The sequence below is a fragment of the Streptomyces sp. DT2A-34 genome (genome assembly GCF_030499515.1).
Lineage (GTDB): Bacteria > Actinomycetota > Actinomycetes > Streptomycetales > Streptomycetaceae > Streptomyces.
Map to the genome: position 1 here is coordinate 9,843,072 of NZ_JASTWJ010000001.1, position 15,903 is coordinate 9,858,974.

Annotated in this window: 17 protein-coding genes and 7 pseudogenes; 5 read left to right on the forward strand and 19 right to left on the reverse strand. The window is 69.6% G+C overall.

Features of this window, described 5'->3' with window-relative positions; genetic code table 11:
* Positions 1 to 61 precede the first annotated feature (61 nt).
* Together QQM39_RS43930 and QQM39_RS43935 are read right to left on the reverse strand one after the other, a co-directional pair.
* Positions 62 to 376: pseudogene (locus QQM39_RS43930) on the reverse strand (citryl-CoA lyase); the annotation flags it as partial.
* Positions 369 to 590 (reverse strand): annotated as a pseudogene (locus QQM39_RS43935) (CoA transferase); the annotation flags it as partial. The pseudogenes QQM39_RS43930 and QQM39_RS43935, both read right to left, overlap by 8 nt.
* Positions 591 to 738: 148 nt before the next feature.
* Between QQM39_RS43935 and QQM39_RS43940 the strand changes: the two are divergent.
* Entirely contained in the window at positions 739 to 900 is a 162-nt protein-coding gene (locus QQM39_RS43940) for a hypothetical protein (protein WP_302003157.1), read from the forward strand.
* Positions 901 to 1,000: 100 nt separating this feature from the next.
* Here the strand turns inward: QQM39_RS43940 and QQM39_RS43945 are convergent.
* The 8 genes and pseudogenes from QQM39_RS43945 to QQM39_RS43980 form a co-directional block, all read right to left on the reverse strand.
* A pseudogene (locus tag QQM39_RS43945) lies at positions 1,001 to 1,704 on the reverse strand (aldehyde dehydrogenase family protein); the annotation flags it as partial.
* A 3-nt stretch (positions 1,705 to 1,707) separates the two neighbouring features.
* Entirely contained in the window at positions 1,708 to 2,046 is a 339-nt protein-coding gene (locus QQM39_RS43950; RefSeq protein WP_302003158.1) for a hypothetical protein, read from the reverse strand.
* Positions 2,047 to 2,585: 539 nt separating this feature from the next.
* On the reverse strand, positions 2,586 to 3,887 hold the full coding sequence (locus QQM39_RS43955) for a transposase (RefSeq protein WP_302003159.1): 1,302 nt from the start codon (positions 3,885 to 3,887) through the stop codon (positions 2,586 to 2,588).
* Between the two features lie 319 nt (positions 3,888 to 4,206).
* Positions 4,207 to 4,455 carry a hypothetical protein gene (locus QQM39_RS43960; RefSeq protein ID WP_302003160.1) on the reverse strand — a complete coding sequence of 83 codons (249 nt, stop codon included), beginning with the start codon at positions 4,453 to 4,455 and terminating at the stop codon, positions 4,207 to 4,209.
* Positions 4,456 to 4,585: 130 nt separating this feature from the next.
* Positions 4,586 to 4,873, reverse strand: a pseudogene (locus QQM39_RS46420) (dioxygenase); the annotation flags it as partial.
* Between the two features lie 193 nt (positions 4,874 to 5,066).
* Positions 5,067 to 6,053 carry a nuclear transport factor 2 family protein gene (locus QQM39_RS43970; RefSeq protein ID WP_302003161.1) on the reverse strand — a complete coding sequence of 329 codons (987 nt, stop codon included), beginning with the start codon at positions 6,051 to 6,053 and terminating at the stop codon, positions 5,067 to 5,069.
* Between the two features lie 94 nt (positions 6,054 to 6,147).
* The gene (locus QQM39_RS43975; protein ID WP_302003162.1) at positions 6,148 to 6,855 is read right to left on the reverse strand and encodes a YceI family protein; all 708 of its coding nucleotides are present in this window, start codon (positions 6,853 to 6,855) and stop codon (positions 6,148 to 6,150) included.
* A 130-nt stretch (positions 6,856 to 6,985) separates the two neighbouring features.
* Positions 6,986 to 7,945 (reverse strand): annotated as a pseudogene (locus QQM39_RS43980) (SDR family NAD(P)-dependent oxidoreductase); the annotation flags it as partial.
* A gap of 102 nt (positions 7,946 to 8,047) precedes the next feature.
* On the opposite strand from QQM39_RS43980, the gene QQM39_RS43985 reads away from it, so the two are divergent.
* The 4 genes and pseudogenes from QQM39_RS43985 (at position 8,048) to QQM39_RS44000 (ending at position 9,396) form a co-directional block, all read left to right on the forward strand.
* A complete protein-coding gene (locus QQM39_RS43985; RefSeq protein WP_302003164.1) occupies positions 8,048 to 8,623 on the forward strand; it encodes a TetR/AcrR family transcriptional regulator in 576 nt (191 codons plus the stop codon).
* 217 nt (positions 8,624 to 8,840) lie between these two features.
* A pseudogene (locus tag QQM39_RS43990) lies at positions 8,841 to 8,978 on the forward strand (LLM class F420-dependent oxidoreductase); the annotation flags it as partial.
* Positions 8,979 to 9,091: 113 nt separating this feature from the next.
* Positions 9,092 to 9,217 (forward strand): annotated as a pseudogene (locus tag QQM39_RS43995) (LLM class F420-dependent oxidoreductase); the annotation flags it as partial.
* 44 nt (positions 9,218 to 9,261) lie between these two features.
* Positions 9,262 to 9,396 (forward strand): hypothetical protein, encoded by a 135-nt coding sequence (locus QQM39_RS44000; RefSeq protein ID WP_302003963.1) that lies wholly within the window; start codon positions 9,262 to 9,264, stop codon positions 9,394 to 9,396.
* 7 nt (positions 9,397 to 9,403) lie between these two features.
* On the opposite strand, the gene QQM39_RS44005 is transcribed toward QQM39_RS44000, so the two are convergent.
* The 9 genes from QQM39_RS44005 to QQM39_RS44045 form a co-directional block, all read right to left on the reverse strand.
* Positions 9,404 to 10,243 carry a class III extradiol dioxygenase subunit beta gene (locus QQM39_RS44005; protein ID WP_302003930.1) on the reverse strand — a complete coding sequence of 280 codons (840 nt, stop codon included), beginning with the start codon at positions 10,241 to 10,243 and terminating at the stop codon, positions 9,404 to 9,406.
* 1 nt (position 10,244) lies between these two features.
* The gene (ligA, locus tag QQM39_RS44010; protein ID WP_302003165.1) at positions 10,245 to 10,601 is read right to left on the reverse strand and encodes a protocatechuate 4,5-dioxygenase subunit alpha; all 357 of its coding nucleotides are present in this window, start codon (positions 10,599 to 10,601) and stop codon (positions 10,245 to 10,247) included.
* Between the two features lie 32 nt (positions 10,602 to 10,633).
* Entirely contained in the window at positions 10,634 to 11,377 is a 744-nt protein-coding gene (locus QQM39_RS44015) for an SDR family NAD(P)-dependent oxidoreductase (protein WP_302003166.1), read from the reverse strand.
* Positions 11,374 to 11,655: a muconolactone Delta-isomerase family protein gene (locus QQM39_RS44020; protein ID WP_020272031.1), complete on the reverse strand. Its 282-nt coding sequence runs from the start codon at positions 11,653 to 11,655 to the stop codon at positions 11,374 to 11,376. Before QQM39_RS44020 ends, QQM39_RS44015 begins: the two co-directional genes overlap by 4 nt.
* A 17-nt stretch (positions 11,656 to 11,672) precedes the next feature.
* A complete protein-coding gene (locus tag QQM39_RS44025; protein ID WP_302003167.1) occupies positions 11,673 to 12,389 on the reverse strand; it encodes an alpha/beta hydrolase in 717 nt (238 codons plus the stop codon).
* Positions 12,386 to 13,432 (reverse strand): aromatic ring-hydroxylating dioxygenase subunit alpha, encoded by a 1,047-nt coding sequence (locus QQM39_RS44030; RefSeq protein WP_302003168.1) that lies wholly within the window; start codon positions 13,430 to 13,432, stop codon positions 12,386 to 12,388. The genes QQM39_RS44025 and QQM39_RS44030 overlap by 4 nt, the downstream gene beginning before the upstream one ends.
* 60 nt (positions 13,433 to 13,492) lie before the next feature.
* Positions 13,493 to 14,419: a PDR/VanB family oxidoreductase gene (locus tag QQM39_RS44035; RefSeq protein WP_302003931.1), complete on the reverse strand. Its 927-nt coding sequence runs from the start codon at positions 14,417 to 14,419 to the stop codon at positions 13,493 to 13,495.
* 252 nt (positions 14,420 to 14,671) lie between these two features.
* A complete protein-coding gene (locus QQM39_RS44040) occupies positions 14,672 to 14,935 on the reverse strand; it encodes a hypothetical protein (RefSeq protein ID WP_302003169.1) in 264 nt (87 codons plus the stop codon).
* 71 nt (positions 14,936 to 15,006) lie between these two features.
* On the reverse strand, positions 15,007 to 15,756 hold the full coding sequence (locus tag QQM39_RS44045) for a PIG-L deacetylase family protein (protein ID WP_302003170.1): 750 nt from the start codon (positions 15,754 to 15,756) through the stop codon (positions 15,007 to 15,009).
* Positions 15,757 to 15,903: the final 147 nt, after the last annotated feature.

Below are 15,903 nucleotides of genomic sequence, written 5' to 3' on the forward strand. Positions count from 1 at the left end.
GGTTGTTGAGGTCCACCGAGAGGAAGATGTCGTTCGCGACGGGGTTGCGGAACCTGCGGCAGTCCTCGGTCACGCCGAGGAAGCGTGAGCCGCCGCCCAGGAGCCCGGCGGCGAGGGCGCCCTGGACCGAGTCGGGCGCCGACAGGTACGTCAGCCTGGTCGTGATCGCGGTCGGGGTGAAGCCGTGGTCGGCCAGCGCGGCGAGCACGGCCTCGAACACCCGTGCCTCCCCGGGGGTGGGTCGGCGCTGTGCGGCGAGCCAGAACGCCAGCTCGCCGAAGCCCACCTCGCCCATCACATCGGCCGCGAAGTCCTGGCCGAGCAGGGTGATCTTGTCAAGGGAGGACGCGCCGAGCGCGGTCGGGTACTCAGGCATCGTCGTCCTCCAGAAAGTCCAGCAGCCACTTGCGCAGTTCGGCCCCGTGTTCGTCCAGCTCGGGCGGGGGCTGCCGGTAGGCGGCCGGGGTCTCGGAGAAGCGGATCGGGTGCCGTGGGGTGGGCACGGCCCGGTCGCCTTCGCCGACTTCCACGACCGGGTCGAGCCCGAAGCGTTCCGCCATCGCGACCCCGCCGTCGACGGTGTTGATCGCCCCCTCCACGCGTCAGCAAGCCGCGTCCGGACTCCAAACCCCGTGCGACACGGCAGAATTGCTTGAAACTTCACATTGACTGGGGGCGGTGATCCCTCAAGATGATGATCTGTCGCATCCCCCACTACGCGAAGGAATCAACGCAGCCATGCAACGACTCATCACCAAGGCCCTGGCCACAGCCGTGGCCACCGCCGCCCTGATCGCCACAGGCGCCGGCATCGCCTCCGCCGCCAACGGCCAGGACAAGCTCGCCCAGCCGGCAAAGGTGTGTCAGACCTGGGCGTGTGAACCCTGGCAAGACTGGTGACCACGGACTCCGCCGGCGGCACGGTCGGCTCCTCCGGCCGCCCCCGCTGACGCGACGGCGAGGGGGCGGCCGGTGCACGGCCGCCCCCTCGCCACAGGGCTCAGTGGTTGCGCGGGAAGCCCAGGTCCACGCCCGCCGGGGCCTCCGCCGGGTCCGGCCAGCGGGTGGTGACGACCTTGCCGCGGGTGTAGAAGTGCGTGCCGTCGTTGCCGTAGATGTGGTGGTCGCCGAAGAGCGAGTCCTTCCAGCCGCCGAAGCTGTGGTAGCCGACGGGGAGGGATCGGGACGTTCACGCCGACCATGCCGGCCTCGATCTCCATCTGGAAGCGGCGGGCCGCGCCGCCGTCCCGGGTGAAGATCGCGGTGCCGTTGCCGAAGGGCGAGCTGTTGATGAGGGCCACGCCGTCGTCGTACGTGTCGACGCGCAGCACGCACAGGACCGGGCCGAAGATCTCGTCCTGGTAGGCCTTCGCGGACGTGGGCACCTTGTCGAGGAGCGAGATGCCGATCCAGTGACCATCCTCGAAGCCGTCGACGGTGTAACCGGTGCCGTCCAGGACGACCTCGGCGCCCTCGGCCGCCGCGCCCTCCACGTAGGAGGCCACCTTGTCGCGGTGCACGGCGGTGATCCAGCGGGCCCATCTCGGAGGTCGGGTCGTTGCCGGGGCCGATCTTGATCTTCTCGGCGCGCTCGCGGATCTTGTCGACCAGCTCGTCGCCGACCGCGACGACGGCCGAGATGGCCGAGATGGCCATGCAGCGCTCGTCGGCCGAGCCGTAGGCCGCGCTAAGCGCCGCGTCCGCCCGTCATCGAGCGGTGAGGACGTGCGCCCACGGCTCATCGATGTCGGCCAGACCCAGCACGGTGACCACGTTGTCGAGCATTCCGGCGCCGGACCAGCGCCGCACGGCGTCGTCGTCGCCCAGCGGCTGCCGAACGGTGTCAACCTGCTTGGCGTAGCACCGGCGCACGGCCTGCCCCACCAGCGGCTCGTCGGCGGCACAGTTCGCGTGCATGAGGAATCGCAGGATGTTCCGGTCCGCGACGAGCGCGGCGTAGGCGCCGCGCGCCGCATCCAACGCCGCCTCGGGCGCCGGACCGGCCCCACCCGACGCCGGCGAGAGAGCGACCAGCGTGTCGGTCATGACGACGGACACGTGGTCGACCACCGCCGCGAACAGGGCTTCCTTGTTCGGGTACAGGCGACAGAGATACGCCAGTGGTGGGGCGGGCCGGGACTGTGCGACGTTCGGTGTAACTCCCGGTCATGGAAGGTGCATCGATGACCAGTGGGAACGTGGCCGAGCAGGAGGCTGTCGAGTCGGCAGCGGCTGTGTCGGCGAAGGCGCGCGGCCGAGGCGGCCGTCGCGGCCAGTGACGAGCGGCTGACCGAATGTCGGACTTGGGCGTGGCGATTTCCAAGGCCGTCGCCGACGGTGAATCGGTGACCTGCTCCTGCCTCAACCACGGACTGCGCGCCCGTATCAGGCAGCTCTCCGGCCGGCAGAAGGCCGTCGGACTCCTGGAGCGGCTCAACGGGGAGCCGGTGCGACAGAAGGAGAGCTCCGCCCCGATCGACGCATTGGGCGGCGAGGCGGCCGAGAGTCCGGCTCCGGCGCCTGGCGCGCCTCTATGCGCCCGGCCACTGAGGGGGCTCGCTCCTTTCATTGACATCCTCCCCCTCTTAAAAGAGGGGGATTCCAACCCAGGTGGGTTGAGGTTCACGGGCGCTCGAACGGCTGGCGGCCGCTGTCACCCCTCCGGCACCGGCTGTACGCCGGGGGCGGGGGATCCCGCCCTGTCCTGCCGCGACGTTGTTCGCTGCGTTCTCATCCGCGTTGCAGGTGAAGCCGCAGGACACGCAGACGAAGTCGGCTTGGCTCTTGCGCGACTTCTTCTCGATCCACCCGCAGGCACTGCACCGCAGAGACGTAAAGGGCGCGGGAACGTCCTCGACCCGGCCCGGAGCCTTGTGCTCGGTGCGCTGCCGCAGCAGGCCCCAGCCCTGCGCGAGGATGCCCCGGTTGAGCCCGGCCTTCTGCCGTACGTTCTTGCCCGGCTCGGCGAGGGTTCCCTTCGCCGAGCGGGTCATGTTCTTGATGTTCAGCTTCTCCAAACGGACCACATCGTAGGAGCGGGCGAGCATGGTGCTGGTCTTCTCGCACCAGTCCTTGCGCCGGTTCGCCTCCCTGGCCTTGAGCTTGGCGGCCCTCGCGTACTCGGCGGTCTTCCTCTCACTGCCCTTCGGAGCGCGGGCGGCACGCTGCTGATGCTTACGGATCTGCGCCCGCTCCTTGACCGTGAGCTGCGGGCAGTTCAGCTTCCGGCCGTCCGAGAGGGCGGCGGTAATGGTCACGCCCCGGTCGATGCCGATGACCTCACCCGTGCCGGGCGCGTCGATCGGCCTGGGGACGACGGCGAACGCGAGGTGCCACTGCCCGTTGCGGAAGGTGACCCGGAACGTCTTCGCGGCGGGCAGTTGGGCGCCCTTGCCCTTGGCGCTGAGCCGGAAACGCACCCACCCGCAGCCGGGCACCTTCACCTGCGCCCACCGCCGGTTCAGCTTCTGCACCACGACCGAGCGGCCCATGACCTGCTTGCCGGTCTTCGCGTTCAGCTTCGGCGAGCCGTCCTCGCTGTACTCGGGGACGCGGTCGGCACCGATGACCCGGAAGCCCTCGTGCCGGAACTTCCTGCGCCAAGTCGGCTCGCCGAACCCCGAGACGAAGCGGGCGTTCTTGGCCTTGGCGAAATCCTTCAGCGCCTGCTGCTGGACATCGGCGTTCCCGGCCCCGAGCCACTCGTTCTCGCGTCGGGCCTCGGTGAGCTGGCGGCACTGCTCGGCGAAACCGGGAGCGGTTTTCCGTCCACGACGCCAGTGCGAGTGCTGCTCGACGGCGAGGTTCCACACGTACCTGGCGTGCGCGCAGTGCGTGAGCATCTGCTCTGCCTGCGCGGGCGTCGGGTACATCCGGAAACGTGACATGCCGTGAACCCAGCCCACACGTTCCCCTACCGGGCAGATCATCGATCAACATCACCTGTGTGAGTGACCGCTCCCGGCAGCCGACCCGCCCGCCACCAGCCGCAGGACCCTCAACTCCCCCTCACCACCGACCTGTTTGCGGTTCTCCTCGGCACCGTGGACGGCGACGCCGAATCGCCCTGACGGCGATTCGGCTTCCCCTGCCTCGCTTACGCGGGAGCGGGCATTCACCCCGGCCCTCAAGGACCGGGCACCCTGCCCGAAAACAAGGTGGATGTGCGCGGGACGGAAGTGACTGATGTCCGTCCTGCTGATCAGGTCACCGACCGGACCGTCCATCGGGATCGCGTAGCCGCGTGGCGCGATTGCGCACGCAGTACGTGCCGTCCGCCCGCGTCCGGTACAGCGCGCGCAGCCGGGCCTCGTCGATCTCCGGCAGCTGCGCCTCGTAGGCGCCGTCGGCGTCGGCCTGCCACACGTCCAGGACGATGTCGGGCAGAGGCGTGCCGTCGAGGTCGAGGACCCGGCCGGTGATGAACAGCGGCGTGCCCGGGATGCCGTCCAACATGTCGGCTCCGAAACCGGCCCGTCGGAGAGCCGTCGATGTGGAACGGACCGAGCACCGTCGCCGGAGTGGCGTCCGTCGAGAAGTGGTGGTTCAGCTGGACGACGAGCGTGCTAAGACCCAGGACGTCGGAGGCGAGGATGAACTCCTGACGCTTGTCGTCACTGATCCGGCCGGTCGCCGTGAGCCATTCGACGGCAGCCGCCCACTCCTCCTCCGTCAGCCCGACCTCGCGGGCGTACGCGTGGAGGTGCCGCACCAACGCTGTCATCAGCTCGGCGAGCCGGGGCGAGTGCGCCGTGGCCCACCGCTTCACCGCCAGGTCGCTGAGGTTGTCCTCCGTCGCGAAGGCCATGGAATCCTCCTCGATTCGTTCCGGCCTCGACCGCTGTACGGACATGAGTCCGTACAGCGGACACATACTGGCGCATGGTTGACTCGTAAATCAAGCCCTTGGGCGGCTGCGTTGGAGCCAGGCTCGGGTTGGGCCGATCGGACTGCTGTCCGCACCCGGGAAATGCGTGGCCCGTCACCGACCGGTGACGAGCCGAGGAACCGCGAGGAACCGCGAGGAACCGCGAGGGATCGCGAGGGATCGCGAGGATCCGGAGAGGTCAGAACATCGTGTTGTCGTTGGCGGAGGTGGCCGGGACGTCCTGTAGGACGTCCCAGTGCTCGATGATCTTGAGCTCGCCATTCTTCTGCTTCTTGACCCGGAAGATGTCCACGACGGACTGCCCACGGTCCTCGGGACTGAGGCGGTAGTGCGCGTGGATGGCGACGTAGTCCTTGTCGGCGATGACGCGCTTGCGTTCCACGATCAGGTTCGGGAACTGGCGGAAGAAGTTGGTGAACTGCTCACGCAGGCCGGCCGAGCCGCTGGGGATGGTCGGGTTGTGCTGGTAGTACTCCGGCGCGAGGTACTTGACGGCGTCGGGGTTCTTGTCGACGAGGAGGGTGTCGAAGTAGCTGGTGGCGATCTTCTCGCTGAGGTGTGTCTGCCAGCGGGGACCGCTGGGCTGGTTCGTGTGCGGGTTGCTGACCGTGCCGAACATGTCGTTGCCGTTGACGCTGGTCGCCGGCACGTCCTGGACCGTGTCCCAGTGCTCGGCGATCATGCCGCTCTTGGGGTCGAAGCGGAAGATGTCGACCACGGCCGTGCCACGGGTGCCGGGCTCGTAGACGGGGTTGGAGTGCACCAGGACCAGGTTGCCCTGGGCGAGGACCCGCTTGACGTTGTACTGGTGGTCCGGGAAGCGGGCGGTCCAGTCGCGAATGAAGTTCTTGATCGCTTCCCGGCCGTTGGGGGCGGCGGCGTTGTGCTGGATGTAGTCCTCGCGGATGTACCGGTCGGCGACCTTGAGGTTGCCCTCCTCGAAGAGCTGGGTGAGGACGTGGACGGCGACGCGCTTGTTGCGCTCCTGCGTGGCGGGGCTCGTGTACGAGGCGTCGAGGCCGAGGCCCAGGCCGCTGTGGGACGGCGTGGAGGCGGAGGCAGTGGCCGTGGCGGCAGGTGCGACGCCGGCCACGGCTCCTACGGTCGCCGCAGCCAGGAGGGTGGCTATGGCTCTACGGGGCAGCCGGCTGGTGCTGTTCGACATGGGGGGTTCTCCAATGATGCGCGGACGGCGGTGAACGCGTCGGCGGGTGTCTGGTGGGAGATCGGGCGTAAAGGGCGAGGCTGCCCGTGTGGGCTCAGGCGCGGTCGAAGGTGAGGAGGAACTCGATGTTTCCCTCGTCCTCCACCGTGATCCCGCCGAAGTTGGGTGCGTCCACGCCGTAGTCGGCGAAGGTGACCGGGATGGAGCCGTTGACCCGGAAGCCGTCGGCGGTGCGCTGGGCGTCGAGCTCGAAGGAGACCGTGTTGGTCTCGCCGTGGACGGTCAGCTCGCCTGTGGCCTTGGCGCTGACCTGCTCGCCCACCGCCGGAGCAGAGCCGAAGTCGACGGGCTCGGTGAGCTCGAACGTGGCCTCCGGGTAGCGCTCGGTGTTCATGACCCGGCCGCGGAACTGGCCGTCGCGCTGGTCGGAGTCGCTCTTCACCGAGGCGAGGTCGACGGTGAAGGATCCGCTGACCGCCCGGTTGCCTTCGATCTCCAGCTCGCCGGTGACCTTCTCGGTACGGCCCACCGCCGTGACGTTCTGGCCGAAGAGGACTTCGTCGACCCGGTAACCGGCCTGCGAACCGCTGCCCACCCGCCAGGCACCCTCGACATCCTCCCCGGAACCCGAGGAACTGCCGGAGGAGTTCGAGCCTGGCGGGTCGTCGAGCGAGAGGGCGGCCGGTGGCTTGTCCTGGACGTAGTTGATGTAGATGTAGGGGCCCGCCGTGCACAGCACGGCGACGGTGGCCACACCGGCGATGAGCCAGCGCTTCCAGTGCCTGCGGATGCTGCCTGCCATGGTGTCTCCTATGTGTTTTCGGGTTCAATTGAAGTTTCAAGTACTTGGTCGCGCGTCGCCCTGGGGCGAAAGGGGTTGCTGCGGCCGTGCGCGGGCTCAGCCGTGGCTGGCGAGCGGGATGGGGTCGGTCCAGGAGCTGCTCGGAGACCTGCCAGAGTCGCTCGGCCGCCTCCGGATCCAGGGCGTGCGGCGCGACCCCGGTGTTGGTGCCCGGCTGGTGCAGTGGGGCCTCATTGCAGTCCTCGAAGTACCGGCCGCTGATGCCGTCGAGCAAGGGTGAGGTGGCCAGCAGGGCGGAGGTCGCGGCGCCCTGTTCGACCGATTTGAAGGACATCTCGGGCAGGGGCGTTCCTTCGCCGAGGACGGCTTGCAGGTGGGTCATGAACAGGCCCATCCGGGCCTCGTCCATGTAGCGCCCCAGGTTGGTCTGGATCCCTCCGGGCATCAGTGCGTTGGCCGTGATCCCGTCTGCGGCCCATCGCCGGCCGGCCTCGACCGCGAACAGCACGTTTGCGGTCTTGGACTGGCCGTACGCCAGCCACGGGTCGTAGGGCCGCTCGGTGAAGTGGAGGTCGTCGAAGACGACGGGTGAGAACAGGTGCCCGCTGGAACTCACCGACACCACCCGGGCACCGTCGGCCGCCGCGAGTGCCTCGTGCAGCCCGGTGGTCAGGGCGAAGTGCCCCAGGTGGTTGGTGGCGAACTGCAACTCCCAGCCCTGGGGTGTGCGGCTCTCCGGGGCCGCCATGACCCCGGCGTTGTTGACGAGGATGTGCAGCGGGCCGTGCCAGGCGGCGGTGAACGCGCGGACGGACGCCGGATCGGTCAGGTCCAGGGCGGCGACCCGTACGCCTTCGGAGCCGGTGGTGGCCCGGATGTCCTTCGCGGTGCGATCGCCGGCGGCGGTGTCCCGCACGGCCAGCGTGACCTCCGCGCCGGCGCCGGCCAGTGCTCGGGCGGTCTCCACGCCGATGCCCGACGCCGCCCCGGTGACGACAGCGCGGCGGCCCGTGAGGTCGATGCCCGCGATGACGTCGGAAGCCGTGGACCGGCTGGTGAACGGAGTGGTGATGCCTGTCCTCATGGCCATTCTCGCAATGCTCCCTGTTTGCTACGCTCGAAGCGGAGGTGCCTCCGGTTGCTTGAAACTTTAAACGGAGGGTCCTCCGATTGTCCAGAAGGAAGGAAAGCTGTGACCGCCACCACACGCGGACTGCGTGCTGACGCGCGACGCAACCGGGAACGCCTGCTCGAAGCCGCGGGGCGCGCGTTCTCCGAGACCGGCACCGACGCGTCCCTCGAGGCCATCGCCAAGGACGCCGGCGTGGGAATCGGCACGCTCTACCGGCACTTCCCCACCCGCGAGGCCCTGCTCGAGGCCGCCTACCGCAATGAACTCGCCCGGGTCTGCGACAGCGTCACGGAACTGCTCGCAGAGCTCCCGCCCGACCAGGCCATGCGGAGGTGGATGGACCTGTTCATCGACTACCTGGCCACCAAGCAGGGCATGGCGGACGCACTGAAGGCCGTCATCGCCTCCGGCGACGAGGATCCGTTCGCCGAGAGTCTCGACCGGATCAGCACGGCCATCAGCACACTGCTGCACGCCGGGGCCGAAGTGGGAGTTCTGCGCTCGGACGTGGACCCGCTCGATGTCGGGTTCAGTCTCGGGGGTGTCCTGCTGATCACGAGTGACAAGGGGCTGCGCGACCGCGCGGGCCGCATGCTCGACCTCCTGCTCGACGGGCTCCGCTACCGCTCCGGCTGATGCGTCCGGGCGGGGAAGGCGTCCGCGCTCGGCCTCGCCTGACGGCACGCCTGCGGCGGTGCACACCGACTCAGAGAACGACGAACAGGAGAAGAGCACGCGGCTGGGCGTACACATCACCCGCTTCAACCACCCGGACGGCCCGGCCGCCCTCGGCCCCGAGCCGGCGGCGACGGGTGAGGCGGCGGAGGCGGCGGACGTCAGTCGGCTCTCGGTCATGGACCACTACTTCCAGATGGAGGCTTACGGGCTGAGCGCGACGGAGCCCATGCTGGAGGGCTACATCACCCTCGGCCACCTTGCTGCCCATACGTCGACGACACGACTGGGGCTGCTGGTCACCGGGGTGACCTACCGTCATCCTGGCCTGCTGGGCAAGATCGTCACCTCTCTCGACGTGCTCTCCGGCGGCCGGCCTTCCTCGGGATCGGCGCGGCCTGGTACGAGCGCGAGCACACGGGTCTGGGCGTGCCGTTCCCGCCGGTCGCCGAGCGCTTCGAGCGGCTGGCGGAGACCCTGCGGATCTGCAGGCAGATGTGGGACCCGCAGGACAACGGCCCCTTCGCGGGCGACCATTACCAACGCCGCCATCCGCAAGACCGTCCTCTACATGGACCCCAGCGGTACGCTCGACGGCTTTGCCGAGGCCATGGCCCGAGTACGCCGAGCTGGGCATCGACGAGGCCATCGTCGCGCCGCCGGGCGGGGCTCCCGCCCAGTGGATCGAGCGCCATGTAGCCCCCGCGGCACGCGCGCCGGCCCAGCTGGGCTGACGGCGTATCACCGGCTCAGGTTCTCGAACAGCACCATCCCGGCCGCCGTGTTGGACGCCGGTACGTGGTAGGCCTCGTACACACGGCGGATCCGGGGTCCCAGCGCGCCGCGCATGATCAGCCACATGATGAGCTCGATGCCTTCGGAGCCGGCTTCGCGGATGTACTCCTCGCGCGTCAGCGCGGCCAGTTTCTCGGGGTCGTGCTCGATCGCGTCGAGGAACATCCGGTCGAAGTCCTGGTTGATCAGTCCCGCGCGGGCGCCGGCGAGCTGGTGGGACATGCCGCCGGTGCCGAAGACGGCGACCTTGAGGTCCTCGGGGAAGGAGCGGATGGCCTCGCCGAGCGCGCGGCCGAGGGCCAGGCACCGCGCGGCGGTCGGCTGCGGATACTGGATGACGTTGACCAGGAGGGGGACCACCGCGCAGGGCCAGCGTTCGCCGGGGTCGGGGCAGTACACCGACAGCGGAACGGTCAGGCCGTGGTCGACGTCGAGTTCCTGGTAGACGGTCAGGTCGAAAGAGGCGTCGATCAGGCTCTTGACGAGGTGGTCGGAGAACTCGGGGGCGCCCGTGACCGTGGGCACCGGGCGGCTGCCCCATCCTTCGTCGGCCACCCGGTACGACTCGGCCGTCCCGAGCGCGAAGGCCGGGGTGACGCTCATGTCGACGGCGTTGGCGTGGTCGTTGTAGATGACGACCGCGACGTCAGGGGTGTGCCGGGCCATCCACTCCCGCGCCGGTGTGTATCCGTCGAACAGCGGCTTCCAGTACGGGTCTTGCGTCTTCCCGTGGTCCATGGCCGCACCGATCGACGGCACGTGCGAGGTCGCCAGACCCCATATCACCTCAGCCAAAGTTCCGCCCTCCCGCTTTCAGCGCCTGCGCGAACTCCTCGGTGGTCATGCCGGTGAACACCCCGCCGAGGTACTGCATGGACTTCTGGTCGACCATGGCGAGCTTGAAGACGTAGAAGATGGAGCCGCCCAGCTCCATCATCCGGTTCCAGTCCCGCCGCAGAACGGCGTCCCGCTGCTGGGCCGTGAGCCCGTACGTCTCGCAGTACGCGGCTTCGTCGGCTTTGAACCTCTCCCGGTTCTCGGCGTCCTTGAGGGACCCGCAGAGCCGGTTCAACGCTCGGCCGCGGCGGTTCTCCGCGGCGTCGAAGACGTAGGTGCCGGGGACCCGGGGTGTGGTGCTGGACATGCTGTTCTTCTCCTCTCCGGTGTTGATGACGGTCAGTGCAGGAGCCCGCCGCCGTCGCAGACGAGCGTCTGGCCGGTGACCATGGACGCGTCCGGTGAGGCGAGATAGGAGACCAGCCCCGCGAACTGCTCCGGGGTGACGAACTCCTTGATCGCCTGCCGGCTCATGGTCGCGGCGAACACCTCGTCGCCGGAGTGCGCCCGGGTGCCCGGGGTGGCCACCTGCGCGGGCGCCACCGCGTTGACAGTGATCCGGTGCTCGCCCAGTTCGCGTGCCATCACCCGGGTCATCCCGATGAGCGCGCCCTTGCTCGCGACGTAGGCGATCTGGCCCGGGGACCCCGTGAAGAAGGTGCGGGACGCGACATTGACCACCCGCCCGCGGTGCGGGCTGCCGCTCAGCCAGGGCACGCACGCCTGCACCATGAGCAGCGGGCCGACGGCGTTGACGGCGAAGAAGCGGTGCATCTCCTCCGGGGTCGTCTCCAGCAGCGGCGCCCGGCCGGAGAGCAGGCCGGCGTTGTTGACGAGGACGTCGACCCCGCCGTACGCCTCGGCGATCTCGGATACGGTCTGGCGGGTCGCGGCCGGGTCCCCGACGTCGCAACGCCAGGCCCGGCCGCCCGGGATCGAGCTGGTGTCATCGGGTTCGTCGACGTCGAGGGCGGCGACCGTGAAACCGTCCCCGGCCAGTCTGCGGGCGATGGCGAGCCCCAGGCCGCCGGCGGCGCCCGTGACCACGGCGACCCGGGGGCTGCGGTTCGCCGGGCCGGTCATGGTGCCTTCTCCTGCGGATGGGTGGCGAGTGCCTCGACGGTGATGTCCATCCACTTCCACATCGGCAGGGAGACCAGCGCGTCATGCAGCTGTGCCGGGTCGGCCGCCTCGTACAGGCCGATGGTCGCGTTCCGGCCAGGCACCCGCCACAGCCGCTTGAGGATGCCGGCCTCCCTGAGCTGCATGGCCCGTTCGCGCTCGCCTTTGCGCAGCTCCTCGCGTACGTCGTCGGGGGTGTCCGGGGGCAAGGTGTTCTCGGTGCGGACGAGGAATTCCACGGGGATGTCCTTCCGGGTCAGGCTGCCGCGATCTCCAGCAGCAGTTCGGCGAGTCGGCCGGGGGCGGTGACCATCGCTTCGTGTCCGGTGGCGATCTCGTGGACCGGCCAGCCGCGGGAGGCGGTGCGCTCGGCGTGCGGGGTGAACACCCGCATCCAGTCGGTGCACTCGACGAAGGCGCCGGGGACCTGGTCGGCCTTGCCGGTCAGCCGTAGTGGCTCGGTGTAGGTCAGCCACGGGTGCGGGGTCAGCCGCGGGCCGAGCCAGTCGAGGTCCGCCTGGTCCTCGACGCCGAGCACGCTCAGCGAACGCACCGGGATGAGCCAGCCGAACCCGGGTCCGGCCACGGACTCCCGGTAGTGCCCGGCGATGGTGTCGGGCAGCAGATCGATCGCCGCGTCACCGTCGTCGCCGACGAAGGCGTCGAGGTGAACCCGCTTCGCAAGCCGGTCCGGGATCCGGTCCGCGACGCCGGTGACGACCTGGCCCGCGTAACTGTGGCCGACGAGCACGACGTCCCGGGCGTCGTGGGCCTCGATCAGCGCCACCACGTCCTCGACGTGCGTGCCGAGTCCGATCTGCGGGCTCAGCAGATGGGCGCGGTCACTCACCCCGGTCAACGTGGGGGTGTGCACCTCGTGTCCGGCCGCGCGCAGCAGCGGGGCGACACGCTGCCACACCCAGCCGCCGTGCCAGGCTCCGTGGAGCAGTACGAAGACGTGGCGGCCGCTCATGCGGACGCCCGGGGCCGCGTGCCGCCGGCCTGCTGTTCGCGGGTGAGCATCTTCGCCACCGCCCGGCGTCCGCGGAGTGCGGCGAGGTCGGACTTGATGCTGGACTCGGCGGTGCCGCCCGGGTCGGTGGCGTACATGATCTCCTGCGCCTCCAGGGCGTCGACGTCCTCCTGCATCACGGCCAGTTGCTGCTCGTGCTGGAACCTCGTGAGCTCCTCGTCGTCGATGAGGTAGTCGCGGCCGAGCGCGTAGAAGTCGTGCGTCTCGTTGCCGCGCCCCGGCGTCATCCCGTACAGCACCTTCATGTGGAAGCCGTCCGGCTCCTCGGTGCCGGTGGCCGCGACGCGGATGTTGAGGACGAAGATGCCCGGCGGGTAGAAGTCGCCGTCCTGCCAGCGGTCCACCGGAGAGGTCAGTCCGCAGGACTTCTCGTAGAACGGCGGCGCCTCGATGCCGATCATGCGGCGGCTGAAGCCGACCCGGTCGCCGTCCACGGTCACGTCGATCGGGGTCGCGGCGACGGCGGCGTTTCCGATGCTGGTCGGGTGCAGGAACGTCTCGTGGGTGAGGTCGAGCAGGTTCTCCAGGAGCAGCATGTGCCGTGCCTTCAGCGGGACGACGCCGTGCACGTGGGTCCAGTTCGGGTCGGTCAGCCACGAGGTGTCGGGCAGGAGGCTCTCGTCGGCCAGTTCGGGGTCTCCGGGCCAGATCCATATGGCGCCGTCCCGCTCGACCAGGGGGAAGCGGCGCAGTGCCGCCTTGGGCTTGTCGGCCTGCTCGGCGACCCCGACGCACACGCCCTGGCCGTCGAAGCGGTAGCCGTGGTAGTCGCACTGGAGGGTTCCGTCGTCGTCGAGGTGGCCCAGCGACAGCGGGTACTTGCGGTGGGGGCAGCGGTCCTCGACGGCCGTGACGGTCTGGTCGGGCAGCCGGTAGAAGCAGACCGGGATGTCGGTGATCCAGCGCTGCTTGAGGGTTCGGCCGATCTCGTCGGACCAGGCTCCCAGGTACCAGCCGTTGCGCACGTGCTGTGTCAGTGTCATGGCGGTCCTTCCTTTGACGTCGGCCCAACAGGGCAGTGTGAATGTCGAATTGACGAAGTGTCAGAGATTCAGGACGAGGCGTCGGCCCCGCGCGCGGGAGACGCAGATCAGCATCGTGTCGTTCGCTGCCCGCTCGTCGTCGGTGAGCAGTGAGTCGCGGTGGTCGACCTCGCCCTCCAGGACGGAGGTCTCGCACGAGCCGCAGATGCCTTCCTCGCAGGACGACAGGACAGGGACGCCCGCCTGCTCCACGGCCTTGAGGACCGACAGCCCGGGCGGCACGGTCAGCGTCGTCCCGGACGCCCGCAGTTCCACCTCGATCGGCTGCTCGGCCTCATCGTCCGCCGGCTGTCGCACGGCCGCCGCGGCGAACCGCTCGACGTTCAGCGCTCCGGTCGGCCAGCCGGCGCAGTGTGCCTCGACCGCGTCGATGAGCCCCGCGGGGCCGCAGCAGTACACCAGGGCGGACGGGTCGGGATCGCCGAGGTAACCGGCGAGGTCGAGCAGACCGTACTGGTCCTGCGGACGTACGGTCACGCGCTCGCCGTAGCCCTCCAGTTCGGGCAGGAACGCCATGGACGCGCGCGTGCGGCCCCCGTAGAGCAGGGACCACTCGGCCCCCGTCGCCTCGGCCTCGGCGATCATCGGGAGCAGGGGGGTGATGCCGATCCCGCCGCCGACGAACAGGTACCGGGCCGCCGGCCGCAACGGGAAGTTGTTGCGCGGGCCGCGCACCCGGAGTTCGCCGCCCTCCACGAGGTGGTCGTGGATCCACTGCGATCCGCCGCGTCCGTCGGGCTCTCGGAGCACCGCCACGCGCCAGCGGGCCGTGTCTTTCACCGGGCCGCAGAGCGAGTACTGCCGGGTGACGCCCGTGGGCAGGACGACGTCGATGTGTGCTCCCGGCTGCCAGGGCGGCAGCGATTCGCCGGAGCTCGCTGCGAGTTCCAGCGACACGACACCATCCGCCACCGTCTGGCGGGCCAATACGGTGGCGGTGCCTTCGAACTCGGTGCCGCGCCGGGCGGCGGACGGCGTTCCGGCCTCGGCGAAACCGAGGGTGTGCGCCGGGGCGGCGGCTGGGGGGCTCGTCACGTTCGTCATCTCCTCGGTACGGTCGGCAGGGATCGCTCCGGCCGCGGTCGGCGGCGCCACGATCGACGCTAGCCACCGGACAACGCCCAGGTCATCGCTCGAATGACCGGATCGGGGCGGCGCATGGTCGTGGCCCCGACTACGTCATCCGTCGCGCGGGCCGGGTGTCCCGGCACGCCCGTCGAGCTGCGGAGCCTGGTCGAGATGGATCCGCACCTGGCGGTCGTCCTCGTTCCAGAGGGCTTCCACGACGGCGTGCAGCCGTCTGACGTCGGTGCGCCACATCGGTACGCCGTAGCGGTCGTCGCGTATCAGCGCGTCCTCGGCGACGGCATCGGCCAACAGGCTCCGGCGGTCGTACGTCGAGGCCGTTCCGTTCGCTCCGTCGGGTTCGTCCGCGAACTGCACGTAAAGGGACGTGTCCCGGAAGGGAACCCAGATGTGCGTAGCCCCACGGACACCCGTCCCGCCCTGCGCCGTCACGCCAGAACACCCGTCGTCTGCGGGTAGAGCCGCACGTACGCCTCTCCCATGGTTCCGTGCGAGAGGCCGAGGTTGGGGCCGGCGTTGCGCTTCAGCTGGACGCCGCGCCGCTTGGCGAGGTCGGTGTAGTAGTCCCACATGTGCTGCTGGGCGGCCAGGCACTCCATGGCCTTGCGCTTCTTGTCGAAGACCGGGGTGATGTCCAGCAGGACGTTCGGCTTGAAGTCGCACTGCTCCGGCTGGTGCGGCTCGAAGAAGAACACCGGGGGAGCACCGAGCGGTTCACCGGGCGCGTCGTAGCCGACGGCCTGAGCCAGCACGCGAGCCTGGAGCGCCATGCGGGCGGCGGCCGGGTGGTCGCCGTTGTAGGGGTCGGCGAGGGTGTGGGTGAGGACGACCGCGGGGTCCACCTCCCGGTACACGCGCACCATGCGGTCCACCAACTCCGGTGTCTCCAGCAGCGGGTAGTCCCCGGCGTCCAGGAACTCGATCTCCGCGCCCAGGGCGGCCGCGGCGTTCGTGGCCTCGGTGCGGCGCAGCGCCTTGATCTCGTCCAGGGCGAGACCGTCCCGCCAGGCACGGGCGGACTCGCCGCGCTCACCAAAGCTCAGGCACAACACCTTTGCGCGCTGACCGCGTTCGGCGGCGAGGGCTATGGCGCCGCCGGCCCGCCAGACGAAGTCGCCCGCGTGCGCGCTGATCACCAGCAGCGACCCTTCGGACGGAGTGGAGGTGTGGGAGGTCATCAGGACTCCGTGAATTGTTGGGCCGCCCGGGAGGGCCGGGTGTGGCTTGTCGGGACTTGTCTTCAGTGGCTTCCGGGGAGCGGCCGCCCGGCCCTCCGGGCGCCCTGGTCGCTGATTGAGGTGTGCGCTTCGGTCGCTGTTCGCGCA